The 18,360-nt window shown below is 70.1% G+C and carries 15 protein-coding genes and 1 pseudogene; 12 read left to right on the top strand and 4 right to left on the bottom strand.

What is annotated here, in order from left to right; genetic code table 11:
• Positions 1-457: 457 nt before the first annotated feature.
• Genes cysM through kdsB form a run of 10 tightly spaced genes read left to right on the top strand, consistent with a single transcriptional unit; the run spans position 458 to position 9,504 of the window.
• The gene (cysM, locus tag H609_RS0101665; protein WP_019584127.1) at positions 458-1,369 is read left to right on the top strand and encodes a cysteine synthase CysM; all 912 of its coding nucleotides are present in this window, start codon (positions 458-460) and stop codon (positions 1,367-1,369) included.
• A complete protein-coding gene (locus tag H609_RS0101660) occupies positions 1,366-2,172 on the top strand; it encodes a 3'-5' exonuclease (protein ID WP_028484159.1) in 807 nt (268 codons plus the stop codon). Before cysM ends, H609_RS0101660 begins: the two co-directional genes overlap by 4 nt.
• Positions 2,172-3,512, top strand: a complete 1,341-nt coding sequence (rlmD, locus tag H609_RS0101655) for a 23S rRNA (uracil(1939)-C(5))-methyltransferase RlmD (protein ID WP_028484158.1) — start codon at positions 2,172-2,174, stop codon at positions 3,510-3,512. The genes H609_RS0101660 and rlmD overlap by 1 nt, the downstream gene beginning before the upstream one ends.
• Before the next feature lie 35 nt (positions 3,513-3,547).
• Positions 3,548-4,186: a MotA/TolQ/ExbB proton channel family protein gene (locus H609_RS0101650; protein WP_018875791.1), complete on the top strand. Its 639-nt coding sequence runs from the start codon at positions 3,548-3,550 to the stop codon at positions 4,184-4,186.
• Positions 4,183-4,611: a biopolymer transporter ExbD gene (locus H609_RS0101645; RefSeq protein ID WP_028484157.1), complete on the top strand. Its 429-nt coding sequence runs from the start codon at positions 4,183-4,185 to the stop codon at positions 4,609-4,611. Before H609_RS0101650 ends, H609_RS0101645 begins: the two co-directional genes overlap by 4 nt.
• Positions 4,601-6,382, top strand: coding sequence for a lipid A export permease/ATP-binding protein MsbA (msbA, locus tag H609_RS0101640; RefSeq protein ID WP_028484156.1), 1,782 nt, complete (start codon positions 4,601-4,603; stop codon positions 6,380-6,382). The genes H609_RS0101645 and msbA overlap by 11 nt, the downstream gene beginning before the upstream one ends.
• A complete protein-coding gene (locus tag H609_RS0101635; protein ID WP_028484155.1) occupies positions 6,372-7,505 on the top strand; it encodes a glycosyltransferase N-terminal domain-containing protein in 1,134 nt (377 codons plus the stop codon). Before msbA ends, H609_RS0101635 begins: the two co-directional genes overlap by 11 nt.
• Positions 7,506-7,507: 2 nt before the next feature.
• Positions 7,508-8,530 carry a tetraacyldisaccharide 4'-kinase gene (lpxK, locus tag H609_RS0101630; RefSeq protein ID WP_028484154.1) on the top strand — a complete coding sequence of 341 codons (1,023 nt, stop codon included), beginning with the start codon at positions 7,508-7,510 and terminating at the stop codon, positions 8,528-8,530.
• A gap of 3 nt (positions 8,531-8,533) precedes the next feature.
• A complete protein-coding gene (locus H609_RS0101625) occupies positions 8,534-8,728 on the top strand; it encodes a Trm112 family protein (protein ID WP_017942319.1) in 195 nt (64 codons plus the stop codon).
• A gap of 8 nt (positions 8,729-8,736) precedes the next feature.
• Positions 8,737-9,504, top strand: coding sequence for a 3-deoxy-manno-octulosonate cytidylyltransferase (gene kdsB / locus H609_RS0101620; RefSeq protein ID WP_028484153.1), 768 nt, complete (start codon positions 8,737-8,739; stop codon positions 9,502-9,504).
• A 15-nt stretch (positions 9,505-9,519) separates the two neighbouring features.
• On the opposite strand, the gene H609_RS0101615 is transcribed toward kdsB, so the two are convergent.
• From H609_RS0101615 to H609_RS0101605, 3 genes are all read right to left on the bottom strand, one after another.
• Complete coding sequence (locus H609_RS0101615) at positions 9,520-12,972, bottom strand: AAA family ATPase (RefSeq protein ID WP_028484152.1); 3,453 nt, start codon at positions 12,970-12,972, stop codon at positions 9,520-9,522.
• The gene (locus H609_RS0101610) at positions 12,969-14,246 is read right to left on the bottom strand and encodes a metallophosphoesterase (protein WP_028484151.1); all 1,278 of its coding nucleotides are present in this window, start codon (positions 14,244-14,246) and stop codon (positions 12,969-12,971) included. Before H609_RS0101610 ends, H609_RS0101615 begins: the two co-directional genes overlap by 4 nt.
• A gap of 285 nt (positions 14,247-14,531) precedes the next feature.
• Positions 14,532-15,278: an HAD family hydrolase gene (locus H609_RS0101605; RefSeq protein WP_028484150.1), complete on the bottom strand. Its 747-nt coding sequence runs from the start codon at positions 15,276-15,278 to the stop codon at positions 14,532-14,534.
• Between the two features lie 135 nt (positions 15,279-15,413).
• Here H609_RS0101605 and H609_RS0101600 point away from each other — a divergent pair, with 135 nt between their 5' ends.
• Positions 15,414-15,998, top strand: coding sequence for a cytochrome b (locus H609_RS0101600; RefSeq protein WP_028484149.1), 585 nt, complete (start codon positions 15,414-15,416; stop codon positions 15,996-15,998).
• A 13-nt stretch (positions 15,999-16,011) separates the two neighbouring features.
• The gene (locus tag H609_RS0101595; RefSeq protein WP_028484148.1) at positions 16,012-17,610 is read left to right on the top strand and encodes a hypothetical protein; all 1,599 of its coding nucleotides are present in this window, start codon (positions 16,012-16,014) and stop codon (positions 17,608-17,610) included.
• Positions 17,611-17,932: 322 nt separating this feature from the next.
• Here H609_RS0101595 and H609_RS14270 read toward each other — a convergent pair.
• A pseudogene (locus H609_RS14270) lies at positions 17,933-18,141 on the bottom strand (hypothetical protein).
• Positions 18,142-18,360: the final 219 nt, after the last annotated feature.

The raw sequence follows: 18,360 nt of genomic DNA, 5'->3' as shown, positions 1-18,360 counted from the left end.
CCTGATGGCCCATGACCGGACGTTCGACCCCGGCCTGCGCGGCGTCGCCGCGTAAGCCTACAAAAACGGAGAAGCGAACGCGTTATTACGTACCCAACCCTCGATTGCGCAAGCGATTGAGCATGATGGCAACGGGAGCGATCCCGGTGGGGGCCAGTCCGATCATTGCGAAGCACCTCGAGTGCGTGACCTCGCTGGGACCCTCCACCCGCGGAATCCATCCGGGACCGTGGCGAATGAAAGCCGCACACGCAGTCCGAATGTACGGGAGCAATCGTCGCCCCGAAACCATCACTCAAACGCTTGGCAAACCGGGGGCGTCCATGTACGCGATGACGGTGCCCCCTTCGCGTCATTGCGAGGAACAACGCGACGAAGCAATCTCCATGGGAGGCCCCGGCGCCGGATCGTCGCGAGCGTGGGCAGGGACGGGGCCCGGTCGTTATACTCTGCGCGCATGAAGAAACGCCTGCACCCTGAATCCTTCCCGACCCTTGAGCACTTTGTCGGCAACACGCCGCTGGTGCGCCTGCAGCGCATGGCGGCGGACCTGCCGTCCACGGTGCTGGTGAAGCTCGAGGGCAACAATCCCGCCGGCTCGGTCAAGGACCGGCCCGCGCTGAACATGATCCAGGCGGCCGAGCGCCGCGGCGACATCCAGCCCGGCGATACCCTGATCGAGGCGACCAGCGGCAATACCGGCATCGCGCTGGCGATGGTCGCGGCGATGAAGGGCTATCGCATGATTCTGGTGATGCCGGACAACATGTCCGCCGAGCGCCGCGCCTCGATGAAGGCCTTTGGCGCCGAGCTGGTGCTGGTCTCGCGCGAGGAGAGCATGGAGGGCGCGCGCGACCTGGCCGACCGCATGGAGGCCGAGGGCAAGGGCCGAGTGCTGAACCAGTTCGGCAACCCCGATAACCCGGACGCCCACTACATCGGGACCGGGCCGGAGATCTGGCGCGACACCGAGGGCACGGTGACCCATTTTGTTTCCGCTATGGGGACCACCGGCACCATCATGGGCGTGTCGCGCTATCTGAAGGAGCGCGATCCCAGTGTGCAGATCGTCGGTGTGCAGCCGACTGAAGGCTCCTCCATCCCCGGCATCCGGCGCTGGCCGGAGGCGTACCTGCCGACGATCTTCGAGGCCTCGCGCGTGGACCAGACCGTGGACGTGACCCAGGAGGAGGCCGAGGACACCATGCGCCGGCTGGCCGCCGAGGAGGGCATCTTTGCCGGGGTCTCCTCCGGCGGTTCCGTGGCCGCGGCCCTGAAGCTTGCAGCCGCGACCGAGGGCGGCACCTTCGTCGCGATCATCTGTGACCGCGGCGACCGCTACATCTCCACCGGCGTGTTCCCGTCATGAGTGCCCCGGTCCTGATCTTCGATCTCGAGACCGTCCCCGACATCGACGGCGCCCGGCGCCTGCACGACTTCGACGGCCTCGACGATCACGAGGTGGCGGAGGCGCTGTTCGCCCTGCGCCGCGCGCAGGCCGGCACGGAGTTCCTGAAGCACCCGCTGCACCGCATCGTCTCCATCGGCGTGCTCTACCAGGGCGGCGACGCGCTGAAGCTCTCTGCCTTCGGGCGCGAGGGCGAGGATGGCCAGGCGCCGACCGAGGCCGAGCTGCTGCGCCAGTTCTTCGATGTAATCGACAAGCGCACGCCGCAGCTGGTCAGCTGGAACGGCGGCGGCTTCGACCTGCCGGTGCTGCACTACCGCGCGCTGGTCAATGGCGTGCAGGCCCCGCGCTACTGGGAGCAGGGCGACGACGACCGCGAGTTTCGCTACAACAACTACCTGTCGCGTTTCCACTGGCGCCATGTGGACCTGATGGACGTGCTGGCCGGGTTCCAGGGCCGTGCGGTCGCGAGCCTCGACATGATGGCGAGCCTGCTCGGCTTCCCCGGCAAGCTGGGCATGGACGGCTCCAAGGTCTGGCCGGCCTGGCGCGACGGCCGCGCCCGCGAGATCCACGACTACGTGGAGCACGACGTGCTGAACACCTATCTGGTCTGGCTGCGCTTCGAGTACATGCGCGGCAATCTGACCGACGCGGCCCTGGCCAGCCGGCAGCAGCAGCTGGCCGAGTATTTGGAGGCCAGCGGTGCCGCACACCACTGCGAATTCCTCGACGCCTGGCAGCCGGCCGGACGCACGGACTGATGGCACGCATTGACAAGACCCCCTTCGAGGCCACCATCGAGGAGGTCACGCTGGATGGCCAGGGCGTGATCCGCCGCGATGGCAAGGCCTGCTTCATCCACGGTGCCCTGAAGGGCGAACGGGTGATGGCCCGGCAGACCGGGCGCAAGCGCCGCTTCGACAGCGCCGAGGTGGTCGAGGTGCTGGAGCCGGCCCCGGGCCGGGTCGAACCGCCCTGCGAGTTCTTTGGCCTGTGCGGCGGCTGCAAGCTGCAGCATGCCTCCATCGAGACCCAGCGTGCGATCAAGGAGCAGGCCCTGTTCGATGCCCTGGAGCGTATCGGCCACGTGACTGCCGAGGCCCGCTTCGAGCCGCTGACCGACACGACCCTCGGCTACCGGCGCACCGCGCGGCTGGGGGCGAAGTACGTGCCGAAGAAGGGCGGGGTGCTGGTCGGCTTTCGCGAGCGCGGCAGCCCGTATCTGGCCGAGATGACCCACTGCGAGGTGCTGCACCCGGCGGTGGGGCAGCGCATCCGGGCCCTGCGGGAGCTGATCGGTGGTCTGGAGGCACGCGATCGTCTGCCGCAGATCGAGGTCGCGGTGGACGATGACGAGCGCGTGGCGCTGATCTTCCGCAACCTGGATCCGCTGTCGGAGGCGGACAGCGCGCGCCTGTCCGCCTGGGCGGAGGCCGAGGGCATTCAGGTGTATCTGCAGCCCGGCGGCCCGGACACGGTGGAACCGCTGGCCGGGCCGATCGAGCCGCTGGTCTATCGCCATCCGGACTACGGCGTGTCGGTACCGTTCATGCCGACGGACTTTATCCAGGTGCATGCCGGCATCAACCGCAAGATGGTCCCGCAGGCGCTGGCCGCGCTGGACCTGCAGCCGGGCCAGCGGGTGCTGGATCTGTTCTGCGGGCTGGGCAACTTTACCCTGCCGCTGGCGCGCAGCGTGACGAACGGCGAGGTGGCCGGCGAAGTAGTTGGTGTCGAGGTGGACGACGCGATGCTGGCACGGGCGCGTGCCAATGCCCGTGACCAGGGCATTGCCAACACGCGTTACGAACGCGCCGACCTGGACGACGTTGAGGCCCTGAAGAACGCCGCATGGCTGCACGAGCGCGCCGACCGCGTGCTGCTGGACCCGCCGCGTACCGGCGCGGCTGCGGTAATCGAGGCCCTGGCGCCGCAGCGGATCGAGCGCATGGTGTATGTGTCCTGCAACCCGGCCACGCTCGCCCGTGACGCCGAGCGCCTGGTGCATCATCATGGCTATCGCCTGGAGCGGGCCGGGATCATGGACATGTTCCCGCATACCGCCCATGTGGAATCCATGGCCGTGTTTCGGCGCGACTGACGCGCCAGCCCGACGAGCCAAGAGGGAGAGACCGAATGCTGGAGATCGTACAGGCGGGCGGGTGGCTGATGCTGCCGATCCTGCTGTGTTCCGTACTGGCCGTCGCCATCGTGCTGGAGCGGCTGTGGACGCTGCGTCGCTCGCGCGTGGTCCCGCCGCGCCTGCTGACCTCGGTGTGGGAGCAGATGCGCACCCAGGGGCTCAAGCTCGACGATATCCAGCGCCTCCGGGCCGGCTCGCCCCTGGGCGCGATCCTGGCGGCGGGGCTTGCGACCCATGACCGGGCCCGACAGATCACGCAGGAGAGCATCGAGGAGGCCGGCCGGCGCGTTGCGCATGAGCTCGAGCGCTACATGAACACGCTCGGCACCATCGCGATGATCACGCCGCTTCTGGGTCTGCTCGGCACCGTGGTCGGGATGATCGAGGTGTTCACCGTAATCACCGAGATCGGCGTGGGCAGCCCGCGCGATCTGGCCGGGGGCATCTCCCAGGCCCTGATCACCACCGCCGCCGGTATCGGCGTGGCGATCCCGGCGCTGGCCTTCCACCGCTACTTCCGCGGGCATATCGACGAGCTGGTGCTGGAGATGGAGCAGGAGGCCACCAAGCTGGTCGAGGTGATCCACGGCGAGCGCGCGGCCGGCGCGGCCGAGGGCGGGGCGCAGGCGTGAACTTCCGCGCGCCACGCCGCCAGGAGGAGCCGGGTGTCAACCTGACGCCGTTGATCGACGTCGTCTTCCTGTTGCTGATCTTCTTCATGGTCTCCACGACCTTTGACCAGCATGCGGACATCGAGCTGACCCTGCCCTCGGCCGACCGCGAGGCCGAAGCGGTGGAGCGCGCCTGGATCGACATCGTGGTGGATGCCAACGGCAACTACTTCATCAACGGCCAGGAGCTGATCAATCGCCGCGCCGAGACCCTGGAGCGTGTGCTGTCCGAGACGCGCGAGGGTCGCGAGGATGACCCGGTGCTGATCCGCGCCGACGCCAACGCCAGCCATCAGTCGGTCGTGCGAGCCCTGGACGTGGTGGGCCGCCTGGGCATTACGTCCGTGTCGATCGCCACGCTGGGCGAGGCTGCCGATGACGACTGACGAGCAGCATGCGCAGCACTTCGATTCCGGCTGGACGGTCTACCGTCGCCTGCTGAGCTATGCCTTCGTCTACTGGCCATTGCTGGCGATTGCCACGGTCGCGATGCTGGGCATGGCGGCGACCGAGGCGGGCTTCGCCGCGCTGATGAAGCCGCTGATGGACGAGTCCTTCGCCGAGGGCGAGGGCCATCCCCTGGTGGCGTGGATTCCGCTGGCCCTGATCGGCCTGTTTCTGGTCCGCGGTGTGGCCGAATTCGGGTCGGTCTATGCGATGCGCTATGTCGGGCGGCAGGTGGTCAAGCGCCTGCGCGAGGAGCTGTTCGAGCGGCTGCTGCACATGCCGGTGCAGCGCTTTCAGGAGCAGAGCAGCGGCGAGCTGATCTCGCGCGTGACCTACAACGTGGAGCAGGTGGCGACGGCCGCGACCGACGGCTTCAGTACCCTGGTGCGCGACACCCTGACGATCATCGCGCTGCTGGCCTGGATGTTCTGGCTGACGCCGACCCTGACCCTGACCATCCTGATCATCGCCCCGGTGCTGGCCGTGCTGGTGCGCGTCGTCACCAAGCACTTTCGCCGCATCTCGCACCGCCTGCAGTACAACATGGGCGACGTGACCCACGTGACCCAGGAGGTGATCGAGGGCCACCGGGTGGTGCGCATCTTTGGCGGCGAGACCTACGAGCGCGGGCGCTTCGAGGACATCAACGAGCGCAATCGCCGGCTGCATATGCGCATGGAGGGCATCAAGGCCGCCTATACCCCGACTATCCAGTTCCTGGTCGCGGCAGTGCTGGCCTTCGTGATCTGGGTCGCGACCTCGGATTTCGGCGACGACACGGTCACGGCCGGCACGTTCGTCTCCTTCCTGACCGCGATGCTGCTGCTGTTGAGTCCGATTCGCCGGCTGTCGATGATCAACGCGACCCTGCAGCGGGGTATCGCGGCCGGGCAGAACATCTTTGCGGTGCTGGACGAGACGCCGGAGCGCGACACCGGCCACGTGCCGCTGGACCGCGCCGAGGGCCAGCTGGCATTCGAGGACGTGGCGTTTCGCTACAGCGCGGACGGCCCGGATGTGCTGAAGGCCATCTCCTTCGCGGTGGAGCCAGGCGAGAACGTGGCCCTGGTCGGGCGTTCGGGCAGCGGCAAGACCACGCTGGTCAATCTGCTGCCGCGTTTCTATCACCCGACCGAGGGGCGCATCCTGCTGGACGGCCACGACCTCGAGACCATCCGCCTGCGCGACCTGCGTCGGCAGATTGCCTATGTCGGCCAGAACGTCACCCTGTTCGCGGACACCGTCGCCGCCAATATCGCCTATGGGCGCCCCGAGGCGACCGAGGCGGAGATCCGCGAGGCGGCGCGTGCCGCGCATGCACTGGAATTCATTGAGCGCCTGCCCGACGGGATGCAGACCCTGGTGGGGGAAAACGGTACCCGACTCTCCGGGGGCCAGCGCCAGCGCCTGGCGATCGCCCGCGCCCTGCTGCGGGACGCCCCGATCCTGATCCTGGACGAGGCGACCTCGGCGCTGGACAACGAATCCGAGCGCCAGGTGCAGGCCGCGCTGGATGCGCTGGTGAGCACGCGCACCACGCTGGTCATCGCCCACCGCCTTTCCACGGTTGAGGGCGCCGACCGCATCCTGGTGATGGACAACGGCCGCATCGTGGAGAGCGGGCGGCACGAGGAGCTGATCGCCCGAGGCGGGGTCTATACGCATCTGCACCGTCTCCAGTTCCGCGAGGAGGCGGGGGATGCGGGCTGATGCCGGGGGCTACGGGGATCGTCCGCTCCCGGTCTGGCGCGCGACCTGGCGGGATTACCGCCGGGGCGATGGCAGCCGGGCACGGGCCCGGCGGGGTTTCCTCACCCCGCCCGCGGATCGCGGTCGGCTGATCTGGATCAAGGCCGGCGGCAGCCCCGAGGACGTGCGCCTGGGGATCGAGCTGCTGGGGGCGGTGCGCGACAAGCGCCAGGACGTGCGCATCGTCCTGACCTTCGAGCAGGATTACCCGGAGCTCTTCGAGCGCCACATGCAGCCGTTTCGCAAGGTCGGGGTGGGCTACGGCCCCTGCGACCGGCCGCGGGTGGTGCGCCGGGTGCTGCGGCGCTTTCAGCCCCACGGCATCCTGCTGGCCGGTGGCCGGGCGCCGGTCCATCTGTTGCAGGAGACCGAGGCGCCGGTGATCGCGGTGAACACCGCGCCGGCTGCCGGGGCCATGTCCCCGGTGGCCTGCCACTGGCCCGTCGATCCTGTCGCCGCTGATGGCTGGCCGGCCGCCCGCGTTCGGGCGCTGGACCCGGCCGACCCCCAGGCCCGGTTCGTCGAGGCGCAGGCCGATGTGGTGCTGCGCTCGCTGGTCGGGGGCGGGGTGGAACGCCTGTGGTGGTGGCATGGCACGCCGGCGCAGTGGGCGGAGTGGCGGGCGGCCTGGGAGGGCTCCGGCTGGGGGCAGGCCGACATCCTGCTGGTCAGCCTGCGCGGGGAGACAGACGCCGCCCCGTTGCCGGGTGCCGATCAGGTGGTCTCGGGCTGGGACCGGTCGGCGTTGCCGCCGGGGACCATCCTGCACCTGGATGATCGGCGCTGGTTCGCGGCCGCGGCCAGTGCCGCCCATGCAGTACATCTGGCCGCGCCGGATCGCCAGGCCCTGTGGCAGGGCCTGGCTGGCGGGGCGGCCGTGAGCCTGGGCGAGGCGCCGGCCGCGGAGGTGCCCTGCCCGGTGCTGGGCGAGCCGGCCGCGGTGCTGGCGGCCTGGCAGGCACTGCGGGACGACCCGGCTGCGCGGCGCCAGCAGGGTGATGCGGCCCGCCGACGCTTCTGGGAGGAGCGACGCCAGGTGGATGCAAATTTCGACGCCGTACTGCAGCAGGTCTGGGACTGGTAGCCATGGGCTCGCTGCAGGCATGGTTTGGTGCCCGGCTGTGGGATCAGTGGAGCCAGCGCGGGCCGTTCGCGGCGGCGATGTTTCCGCTGTCGCTGGTGTATGCCGGGCTGGCCGAGTGGAACCGTCAGCGCCAGGAACAATTGCGGCGCGACATCACCATCCCGGCCAAGGCAGTGATCGTGGTGGGGAATCTCACGCTGGGTGGCAGTGGCAAGACGCCGATGACCGTCTGGCTGGCCAAGCGTCTGCGTGCCGCCGGGTATCGGCCGGGTATTGTCAGCCGTGGCTACGGCGGGCGCGGGGACGTCGCCGGGATCGCCGTGACGGCCGATTCCGACCCGGTCGTGGTGGGCGACGAGCCGCTGCTGATCGCGCGGCGCACCGGCGTGCCGGTTCAGGTGGACCGTGACCGGGTCCGTGGTGCGCGGGCCCTGACGGATCAGGGCGTGGATGTGGTGATCGCCGACGACGGCATGCAGCATCACCGCCTGCCGCGCGACATCACCATCCTGATGGTCGACGGCAAGCGCCGCTTCGGCAACGGGCTCTGCCTGCCGGCGGGGCCGCTGCGGGAGCCCAAGCGGGCGCGCGAGCGGGCCGACTTCGTGATCGTGACCGGTGGCGAGCCGGAACCCGGCGAGATCCCGATGGAGCTGGTCCCGTCCAGCCGCCTGCAGCGGGTGGACGGGGCGGAGGCGTCGCGCAAGCCCAGTCGCTTTGCCCGGCGCGATGCCCACGCAGTCGCGGGGATCGCCGATCCGGAGCGCTTCTTCCGTACCCTCGAGGAGGCAAAGATCGATATCATTCGACATCCGTTTCCGGACCATCACCGCTTCCTGCCGCACCAGATCCGGTTCGACGATGAACTGCCGGTTCTGATGACGGAGAAGGATGCCGTAAAATGCCGGTCGTTTGCGCAGGACAATCACTGGTACTGGCCGATCGCGGCCCGGTTGCCAACCACTTTCGAGCCGGCGCTGCTCGCGCGTCTGGAGACCATCAGTCGGCTCAAACACCTGGGGTAATGCATGGACAAGCGTCTGCTCGATATTCTGGTCTGCCCGGTCACCAAGGGGCCGCTCAAGTACGATCGCGAGAACCAGGAGCTGATCTCCGTCTCCGCCGGTCTCGCCTATCCGATCCGCGATGACATCCCGGTGATGCTCGAGGACGAGGCGCGGGCCCTCTCCGAGGACGAGAAGGAACGCTGGCGCGCGGCCTGAGTCGCCGCATGACGGGCTTCGTCGTCGTTATCCCGGCCCGCATGGCCTCCAGCCGCCTGCCGGACAAGCCGCTCGCCGCGGTGGCCGGGCGGCCGCTGATCGCCCACGTGATCAGTCGGGCGCAGGAGAGCGCCGCGCGACGGGTGATCGTGGCCGGGGATGACGAGCGCATCCTCGACGTGGCGCGCCAGTGCGGGGTCGAGGCCTTCCTGACCGATCCCGCGCTCCCCTCGGGCACCGACCGCATCGCCGCGGTCGCGGCCGCCGAGGGCTGGGGGGACGAGTCCATCGTGGTCAACCTGCAGGGCGACGAGCCGCTGACCCCGGGACCATTGCTGGATGACCTGGCGGCCCTGCTGGCGCAGACCCCGCAGGCGGATATGGCCACCCTCGGCGTGCCCATCCGCTGCGCACAGGACCTGGCGGACCCCAACCAGGTCAAGCTGGTGACCGACCGCAGAGGCCGGGCGCTGTACTTCTCCCGTGCCCCGATCCCCTGGGATCGCGAGGCCCACCGCGCCGGGCAGGTACCGGCAGTAGAGCAGGCCACCCGTCATCTGGGGCTGTACGCCTACCGCGCCGGGTTCCTGCGGCGTATGAGCGCCGAGCCGCCGGCCCCGCTGGAGCAGCTGGAGCAGCTGGAGCAGTTGCGCGCCCTCGACATGGGCGCGTGGATCCAGGTCGGCCGCCGTGCCGAGGCCCATCCGCCCGGCGTCGATACCCCCGAGGATCTGGATCGCGTCGACGCCTTCCTGTCCGGGCGCGCCCGCGCCTGATCCCCGCCCGCGGACTCAGTTCGAGCGCAGGCCCGCCTGCAGACTGCGCGCCAGGGCCTGGCCGTCGCGGGTCGCGGCGTCCGGGGAGGCGCTGAAGGGTTGCAGTGTGGTGATCACCCGGTGCTCGAGGGTGGTCTCGCTGTTGGTCGGTTCCGGGTCGATGTAGCCGTGCTCGCCGAGCCATGCCTCCAGGCGCTCGCGCGTCGCGCTCTGGAAGCGCTTGACCGCGCCCTGCTCGAGTTCCCGGACCAGGGCCTCGGCGTCTCCGTCCACCTGCGTGGCCAGTTCACTGACTGCTTCGATAAAGGTATCGCTGATCACGCCGGAGCTCTCCAGCGCGGCACGGTCCACGGGGCGCCCGCGGCCCTGGCGCCAGGCGCGTAGCCAGGCGCGCGCGCCCGCGACCCGGGCCGCAAGCTGCTCGCGCTGCGCCGGGTCCCCCAGGAGTTCGGCATCGGGCCCGCGCAGGACGGTCTCCAGCGTGCCGATGCTGTCCACCCCCAGGGTGAGCAGCCGGTGCAGGGCGTCGAGGTCGTCGCGCAGCAGATGGAACGGGTGGATCCGCGCCGCATCCTGCCACGGGTCGATCGCGGGCACGCCGAGCGTGGTGGCGTAGTCCTCGGGGCGGGCGTCGCCCGCGCTCGGGATCGCCCGGCGTTCGGGCAGGGCCAGGTCACCGGCATCGGTGATGGCGTGCTGGGCTCCGCGCACGGCCGGCAGGTCGATGATCCGCACCGTGGCGTCCCGGGCGGACCAGTAGCGCGCATCCTCGGGCTGGGCCGTGAGATAGAAGACCTGCCGATCATCCTCCTGTGCCAGTAGCTGGAGGCTTTCGGCGACCGCTCGGAAGCGCTCGGGGTCGGCGGTGCCCAGGGCCTCGTCCAGGAACAGCGGCAGGGGCGTGCGCCCGCGCTCGGCCTCCAGCGCGAAGGAGATGCGCACGGCCAGCACGAGCTGCATGCGGGTGCCGCTGGAGAGTTCCGACAGGCCGCGGGTGTCGCCACTGGCGGTCTCGCGCGCGCCAAATGGCGTGGCCGTCTCGCCGGGGCTGAACAGCAGCTCGTATTGATGGCGCGTAAAACGCTGAAACCAGTCACGTGCCCGGCGCAGGGCAGCGGGCTGCGCGGTCTCTTCGTGTTCGGTGGTGACCTGGTCCAGCAGAAACTGGCCCGCCGTGGCGAACAGGGCCTCGTCCAGACGCGTGTCCAGGGCGTCACGGGCCTGGGCCCACCGGGCGCGCGCAGTCTCCAGTGCGCGATCCCGTCCGGCGCGGTCGATCTCGGTCTCGATGCGGGTGATTTCGCGGGTGAGCTCGTCGCGCTGCTGCGCCTGGTGTTCGCATTCGGCCAGCGCTTCGCGCAGCGCCGCCTCGGCGTCCTGATCGACCAGCGCCAGCAGGTCCGGTTGTGCTTCAAGGTGACGGCTGCGATCGCCTTCGCGGGCGCGGACGTCGCGCAGCTCATCCTGCAGGCGCCGCCATTCCGGCCGCAGCCGCAGCTGTTCGCGCAGTCCCGCTTCGTCATCCTCTTCCAGCCCGGCCCGGACGTACAGTTCGGTGACGCGCGCGCGCGTGGTGTCGGCCTCGACTTCCAGGCGCTCGAGCTCGCGCTGCGCCTCGTGCTGTTCGCGGCGTGCCTCGTCCCGATCCTGCAGGCGGCGGGCCAGCCGTTCCAGACGCTGCGCCAGGGCGTCGGCCGTGGGCTGCGCGCCCTCCGGGGCGGCCGCGTACGCGTCCAGGAACCGCACCAGGGCCGTGCGCCGTTCGTCCATACGGGCCGTCAGTTGCTCCTGCTCGCCCCGGGCCGTGGCCTCGTCGCGACGGGCGCGGTCCAGTTCCGCGCTCAGGTGGATCCAGCGCTGCAACGAGGCATCCAGACACTCGGGGTCGAAGCCGACCGCCGCGGCCGTCTGGCGCAGTTGTTCCCGCGCGCTCGCCAGCGCGTCGTGCTTCTCCTCCAGTTCACGCTCCAGCCGGGTGCGGCGTTCGGCCGCGTGGCGGTCGGCCTCGGCTGCGCGCAGTTCCCGTTCCACGGCCTCCAGGCGTTCACGCACCGCCTCCGGCGTCCAGACCGAGGGTGGCTCGATGCCGGTATCGCGGTAACGCGCCTCGGCCGCCTGGCGCGGGACGGCGTCGTGGTTCGGTCGTGCCAGTATCCAGCCCGACCAGGCCACGGGGAGCGCCAGGACGAGGAAGCCCCAGTGGACCCACAGGGCCGCACTCCCGATGGCCGCGGCGGCCGCAGCCAGGGCGGTGATCCGCGCCGCACGGTGCAGGACGGAGTTCGCCGGCGGGCGCGGGGCGCCGAGCCAGTGCAGCAGTTCGTCCCGAGCGCGGCGCAGCGCCTCCGGGTCGGGCCGGTCGGGGTCGGCCGCGGGCAGGCCAGCCAGTTCGTCCTCGCGGCGGTGGATCGCGGCCTGCAGCTGGCGCTGGGTTTCGAGGGCCTGTTCCGTCGTGTGGACCGCGGTCGGGTCCAGCGTCGGGACGGCAGCCGGGTCGGCGCCCAGGGCGTCAGCTGCCGAGGCGACGGCCGAACGGGCGGACTGCAGCTCGCGTGCGGCCTGATCGGCGCGGCTCTCCAGTCCCTGCAGTTCGCGTACGCGGGCGCGCGGGTCGTCGAACGCGGCGGCTTCCAGAGGGCTGTCGGACAGCCCGCTGGTGTCCAGCTGGTCGCGGGCCGTATCGAGCCTGGCCTGGGCCTGCTGGCGCTCGTGGTCGAGGCGGCGCAGCGTCTCCCGCAGCTGTTCCAGGCTGTCCAGTTCGTCGCCGCGCAGCCGGGCCAGTCCCTCCGGGAAGGCCGCCAGCCGGGTCTCCAGGGACTGGCGTTCGCGGCGGGCCTCCAGCAGCTCCAGGGCGCGTTCGTACTGGGCCGCCGCGTCGCTGGCCCGCTGCGCGTCCTGGCGCTGCGTCTCCAGTTCGGCGAGGCGTTGTTCGTCCTCCTGCAGGGCGCGCTGTTCGCGCGTGCGCTGGCGCAGCTCCTGCTCGGCGGTGGCCAGGGCCTGTGCTTCGCTGCGGGCATGAGTGGTCTTCAGGGCCAGGGCGGGGTCCGCGCGCAGGGCGGGGAGGTCGTAGCCGCCGGCCAGTTCGCGCGCCAGCCAGTCGCCGATCGCCCGTTCGGTCGCGTGGTCCGCGGCCAGCAGGTCCTCGATGTGCAGGGTGTAGCAGTCGATGAAACGATGATCCGGCAGCGGCGGCGGATCGCCGCGCTGGCCGTCGCGCAGCCAGTAGAGGTCGGTGCCGACGCGCTGCGCCTCGAGCCGGCCCTGTGCGTCGTTGAAACGGGCCGCGACCTGCACGCCCCTGTTGCGCTGTTCCTGTGGATAGAGGGTGGCGCGCAGGCCGCGCAGCAGGCTGGACTTGCCCGAGGCGTTGGGGCCGACCACGACGTTCACGCCCGGTCCCAGGGCCTCCAGCCGGAAGCCCGGATGGATGCCGGGGAGGCGGTGGATGTCCAGGGATTCCAGCTTCACTGGTCGCCCTCGCGCTGCAGCAGCAGGCGGTCCAGTGCGTGCAGGGCCGCGGCCTCCAGGGTCGCCGCGAGCGCGGTGTCATCCGGGGCCTCGCGCCCCAGCGCGCGGTAGTGCGGGGCGCGGGTTACCTCGGCGAGGGGCTCGCGCGCGGCGTCCAGCAGGGCGCGGCGCGCCTCGCTGTCCGCCCCCTGCAGCAGCAGAAGCTTGCGCGCGAGCAGGGCGGCCGGGTCATTCCCCGCGGCCAGCGCCTCGAGATCCACGGCCGGCTGGGCCTCCAGGCGCCAGTCGTGGACGAAGTACAGGCGATCGCCCAGGGTCTGCACCGTGACGCGCGGATCGTCCGCATGCAAGACACGCTCCAGTGCCGCGCGCTGGTCGCTGCGGCCGGTGAATCGCAGCCGGCAGCCGACCGCCCGTGGCCGCTGCGGCCATTGCTCGATTTCGGTGTGCAGGCGTTCCAGGGCCTCGGTCACACGGTGATGGATGTCCGTGGCGTCCAGGCCGTCGACCGGGATCTCCAGGGTGTCCCAGTACAGCGGTGCCAGCGGGATCTGCTGGATGGCGAGCGCGCCGTTCGCGGCCAGTTCCAGCTGCCAGGGGCCGTGGCGCCCGGGCTCGCCCGGGTCCATGCCGGTCAGGGAGCCGAGGTAGCCCATCGGGCGCGGCGCGGCGAGGGCATCGGGGCGGTGAACATGGCCGAGCAGCCAGGCCTCCGCCGGGGCCGCCTCCAGCGCGCTGCTGCGCACCGGTGCATGCGGGCTGCGCGCCTGGTCGCGATCGCAGTGCAGCAGACCGAGGGTGGGGCAGTCGACGGGCTCGGGAAAGCCGGACTCCAGCGGGCTTTCGCTGACGCGGGCCTGCGGGAATGACCAGCCCGCGATGCGCGCGCGGCCGCCCTCGCGGCCCTGAAGCTCGCGGGTCTCCCACTGACCACCGGCGCCCAGCAGCTCGAACGCCGGCAGGGCCTTTGCGAGGCGCGGGAGGACCTGGACATCATGGTTGCCGGCGACGCCGAGGACGCGGATGCCGGCAGTGGTCAGGCGCTGAACGCCTTCGCGCAGGTCGCGGTAGGCCTCGAAGAAGTCGTCCTCCTGTTCCACCACGTCGCCGGCCAGCAGGACGGCGTCGACCGGCTGTTCCAGTGCGTAGTCGACGCTGCGCCGCCAGGCCGCCGCGGGGCCGAGCGCCGCAATGCCGACCGCGTCATCGACCGCTGGCGGGATGCGCGAGGGCTGGCGGCCCAGGTGGATGTCGCCCACGCACAGGAGCTTCATGGGCGCAGGGAGGCAGTCGGGATCATGGCGGCAGTTTGGAAGAATCGCGGGGCAAAGCCAATCCCGGATCGCAGGATTGGCTCCTTCATCGGTTCTGCCCCGTGGGAGCCTGCTTGCAGGCGAAGCCCCTGCCAGAGTCGGGCGCGGGCAGGGGCTTCGCCTGCAAGCAGGCTCCCACGGGTGTGGTGGTGTCCCCCCTGTAGGAGGCCGACCCCCTGGCCGATTCGGTGTTCATCAGCGCCCTATCGGCCAGGGGGCTGGCCTCCTACGGAAGGCGGTGCAGGGTCAGGTGGGGATGCCGAGTTGCCGGGGTAGCTGGCCGAGACGCCCGAGGGTCAGGCAGGGGCGCGGCTGGCCGTGCTCCCAGGGCAGGGACGCCGGGTTGAACCAGGCGGCGCGAAAGCCGGCCTGCAGGGCACCGAGGACATCCGCGGTGCTGTCGTCGCCAACGTGCAGGATGGCGTCGGGTTCGACTCCGGCCTGCTCGCGGGCCTGGTGGAAGATGCGCGGATCGGGCTTCGCCGCACCCGCTTCGCCTGCGGCGATGGCGAAGTCGAAGTGCCGCCCGAGGGGGGTGCGGAATACGTCGGCATTGCCGTTGCTGATCGCGCCCAGACGGAAGTGGCGGGCCAGGGTGGTCAGCACGCCCGCGGCCTCGGGGTAGGGCGTGACCTCGTTGCGCGCCTCCCAGAACACCTGGAAGCCTTCACCCGACAGACGCTCCGGGCAGCAGCCACAGGTCTCGGCCAGTTCGCGCAGCCAGCGCTTGCGCAGGCGGGTCAGGTCGTGGCGCTCGTGGTCGGGGGCCGCGCGCATGAAGGCCGTGCGGGACTGGATCAGGGCGTCTGGATCAAAGCGTTCGCAGACCGCGGGGGCCTGTGCGCGCAGCCAGGCATAGAAGCGCGCTTCCGCATGCTGGATGACCGGCATCACCGGCCACAGGGTGTCGTCGAGGTCGAACGTCAGGCAGCGGATGCGGTCCGGATCGAGGGGCGCGGGTCCGCGTGGTCCACTTGCAATGGAATGATTCATTCGCCCAAGGGTAGCGTGGGGCCGGGTTGCAGGGGAGATTCGGCTAACGCCGCTGGGGATACTCTAGCCCTCTGTTCGAATCGGCTTGATAGGGTGAGGGGTACCAAGTGATTCGGGTCCAGGAGGTGGTTCGGGATGCAAAACGAGAGCGATTCGATGGTCTGGCCCCGTTACAGCCTGGCGCAGCGGGTGCTTCACTGGCTGGTGGCGGTACTGGTGCTGGGAGCAGTGGGCCTTGGCGGGACGATCGGCTGGTTCGGCTTCGAGGGCCTGCAGGCGCGCTTCGGTGAAGCGACGACCAACACGATCTACACCTGGCACAAGAGCTTTGGGGTGCTGGTCCTGGCCTTGATGCTGGTGCGGATTGGGCTGCGGATCCGGCGCGGCAAGCCCGGCTATGCGGTTGACCTTGCCCGGTGGCAGCGGGTCGGGTCGGAGGCGGTGCACGGGCTGCTCTACGTGCTGCTGATCGCGATGCCGGTGATCGGGTGGTGGGGAACCGCGGCCGGGGGGTATCCGGTGCAGCTGGGGCCATTGATCCTGCCGGGGCTGTTCCCGGAGAACGAGGCTTTTTCGGAGACCCTGTTTGCCTGGCATCAGGCGTTGGGAAGGGTGACCCTGATCCTGGTTTTGGGACATGTGGTTGCCGCGCTCTACCACTGGCGCATTCGCCGCGACGGGGTGATGCAGCGCATGACCTTCGGGCGAGGCCGATCCTGATCCCGGCATACCGATGACGCGGTGGCTGCTGACGCTGGTGGCGCTGAACGCGGTCCTTCTGGGGCTGGAGATTCCGCGTCATGCGGGGCTCGCGCCGTACGGGCTGGCCTGGGAGGCCTTCGTGCTGGTCGGCCTGTTCGCACTGTTGCCGGCGGGCCGGCTTGCGCGGGGGCTGGCCTGGCTCGTTGCTTCGGTGCTCCTGATCCTGGTGGTGCTGGCGTTGTTCGATGCCCTGACCCGCGCGAGCCTGTCCCGGCCGTTGAACGTGGTGCAGGACTGGGTGCTGCTGGACGCCGTCTACCGCCTGGTGACCGGCAACTTGGGCGCGCTGGCGACCGGGCTGCTGGGGGTCTTCCTGGTGACCCTGCTGGTGGCGGTCATCTGGGGAGCCGGGAGGGGGCTCGGTGCCCTCGCGGCGCCTGCGGGGGGCGGTCGTCGTGTTCCGCTGGCCATCGCCATCGGGGCGCTCGGCGTCGGTCTGGGGGGCGTGCTGGCCGCCGAGCGCGGAGCAGCACCCCCGGGAACGGCTGCGCCGGGTACGGCGATGATCCAGCAGCAGGTTGCGGCGGGGCGGTCGGCCCTTGCCGAGAACCAGCGCTTTCGTGCCCGCCTGGAGGCGACCCGCGAAGAGGCCTCTGCGGCAGCCCTTCCGGGGCTCGCGGAGGTCGACGTGATCCTCGGGCTGGTGGAGTCTTATGGCGTCTCCGCCGTTTTCGACGCGCGCTACGCGCCGGTCATTGTTCCCGCGCTCGACCGGCTGGAAGGGGACCTGGAGGCCGCGGACCTGCACGTGGTGAGCGGCGTACTGGAGGCGCCGATCGCCGGCGGCCAGTCCTGGCTGGCCCATGCCTCCCTGCTCTCCGGCCTGCAGGTGCGCTACGCCGGGCATTACGAGGCGCTGCAGGACACGTCGCGCGACACCCTGGTGCAGGACTTCCAGGCGACCGGCCACCACACGGCGATGCTGTCCCCGGCCATCCAGCTCGACTGGCCCGAGGGACGCTGGTTCGGCTGGGATCGGATCGTAGACAAGCATGGCTTTGACTACGCCGGCCCGCCGTTCTTCTGGGTGACCATGCCGGACCAGTACACCTGGTCGTTCTTCGAACAGCAGGTTCGGTCGCCTTCCGATGCACCGGTGTTCGCGATGCTCGCGCTGGTCAGTTCGCATGCGCCGTGGACCCCCATCCTGCCGGTCCTGGAGGACTGGGAGGGCATCGGGGATGGTGAACGGTTCCACGAGTGGGCGGGGAAGGGGCCGGAGCCGGAGGTGCTCTGGCGCGACTTCGACCGGGTGCGCGATTTCTACGCGGAGTCGGTGCGCTATTCGCTGGAGGTGACTGGGGACTATGCGGCACGCTATGCGGACGAGGACACGCTGTTTTTCCTGCTGGGGGATCATCAGCCGGCGGCGTTGATCACCGGGCAGGACGCCAGTTGGGCGGTGCCGGTGCATGTGATCTCGGGCGATCCGGAGTTGCTGGAGCCGTTCCGCGCGCGCGGCTTTGTGTCGGGGATGCAGCCGCCGTCCGAGTCTGCCGAAGAAGGGTTTGATGCCCTGCGAGGCTGGCTGCGCGACGCGTTCGGTGCGTCATCCAAAGTGGACGGGTGACGCGGCTTGTCCGCCGTTGGCCGAGCGCCTCGGTTGCCCGGCCCCATCAAGACCCTGGTTCGGCATCGGGTGTATCCGGGGACTTCGTTCAGCCGCATGCCCTTCTGTGGCTGGTCCTGGTTCGTCCTCCGGTGTTTACGTGCCTTCGGTCCACATACTGCCGTGCGCTGACTCGCCAGCGCGCCCCGCCCGTTTTTGATCAACAACTGGCTTTCTTGCTTGCCCAAGAAAGCACCCAAAGAAGAGCACCCGGATTTCGCCCGGGAACCTTGCTCCAGGGTCCTCGGGCCGGCGGCGCTGAACTCGCTATGCTGCGCTTCGCTCAGACACCCAGCGCCCCGAATTTATAGAAAACGGGCCGGCCCGAGAACCCTTCCGCAAGGGGCTCCATACGGGAAGCGAAGGTCAAAACCGAACATATCCCCACGTTTGCGCCTAACCATAGGCATCGCCGTCCGAAAGCCCCCGGCGCCCGCTCGCGGGCGCGGCACGCAACGGCCAAAGGCCGAGCGTGCCCAGATGTCGGAACAGCGAGCCCCCAACCAATAACGCGCACGTAGGGACCGCTGTTGTCTTGACCTTGACCCCCCCCCGTTGTCGTCGCGCCGAGCGGAGAGGGTTTTCGCGGGATTAGAGGCGCTGGATGTCTGAGCGGAGCCGCAGGCGCAGCGAGTTCAGCGCCGCCCGCGAAAAGCCTCGGAGCGAGGGAAACCCCGGCCCGCACAGCGGGCCGGGGTCGCGGCAGTCGGG

Origin of the sequence: Thioalkalivibrio sp. ALE17, from assembly GCF_000425605.1 — a bacterium.
Lineage (GTDB): Bacteria > Pseudomonadota > Gammaproteobacteria > Ectothiorhodospirales > Ectothiorhodospiraceae > Thioalkalivibrio.
This window is presented reverse-complemented; position numbering and strand designations above follow the sequence as displayed.

What these genes read in the sequence shown, in the direction of transcription:
- cysM (WP_019584127.1), top strand. Translation starts at nt 458, where the DNA reads ATGAAGAAACGCCTGCACCCTGAATCCTTCCCGACCCTTGAGCACTTT.
- H609_RS0101660 (WP_028484159.1), top strand. Translation starts at nt 1,366, where the DNA reads ATGAGTGCCCCGGTCCTGATCTTCGATCTCGAGACCGTCCCCGACATC.
- rlmD (WP_028484158.1), top strand. Translation starts at nt 2,172, where the DNA reads ATGGCACGCATTGACAAGACCCCCTTCGAGGCCACCATCGAGGAGGTC.
- H609_RS0101650 (WP_018875791.1), top strand. Translation starts at nt 3,548, where the DNA reads ATGCTGGAGATCGTACAGGCGGGCGGGTGGCTGATGCTGCCGATCCTG.
- msbA (WP_028484156.1), top strand. Translation starts at nt 4,601, where the DNA reads ATGACGACTGACGAGCAGCATGCGCAGCACTTCGATTCCGGCTGGACG.
- H609_RS0101635 (WP_028484155.1), top strand. Translation starts at nt 6,372, where the DNA reads ATGCGGGCTGATGCCGGGGGCTACGGGGATCGTCCGCTCCCGGTCTGG.
- lpxK (WP_028484154.1), top strand. Translation starts at nt 7,508, where the DNA reads ATGGGCTCGCTGCAGGCATGGTTTGGTGCCCGGCTGTGGGATCAGTGG.
- H609_RS0101625 (WP_017942319.1), top strand. Translation starts at nt 8,534, where the DNA reads ATGGACAAGCGTCTGCTCGATATTCTGGTCTGCCCGGTCACCAAGGGG.
- kdsB (WP_028484153.1), top strand. Translation starts at nt 8,737, where the DNA reads ATGACGGGCTTCGTCGTCGTTATCCCGGCCCGCATGGCCTCCAGCCGC.
- H609_RS0101610 (WP_028484151.1), bottom strand. Translation starts at nt 14,246, where the DNA reads ATGAAGCTCCTGTGCGTGGGCGACATCCACCTGGGCCGCCAGCCCTCG.
- H609_RS0101605 (WP_028484150.1), bottom strand. Translation starts at nt 15,278, where the DNA reads ATGAATCATTCCATTGCAAGTGGACCACGCGGACCCGCGCCCCTCGAT.
- H609_RS0101600 (WP_028484149.1), top strand. Translation starts at nt 15,414, where the DNA reads ATGCAAAACGAGAGCGATTCGATGGTCTGGCCCCGTTACAGCCTGGCG.
- H609_RS0101595 (WP_028484148.1), top strand. Translation starts at nt 16,012, where the DNA reads ATGACGCGGTGGCTGCTGACGCTGGTGGCGCTGAACGCGGTCCTTCTG.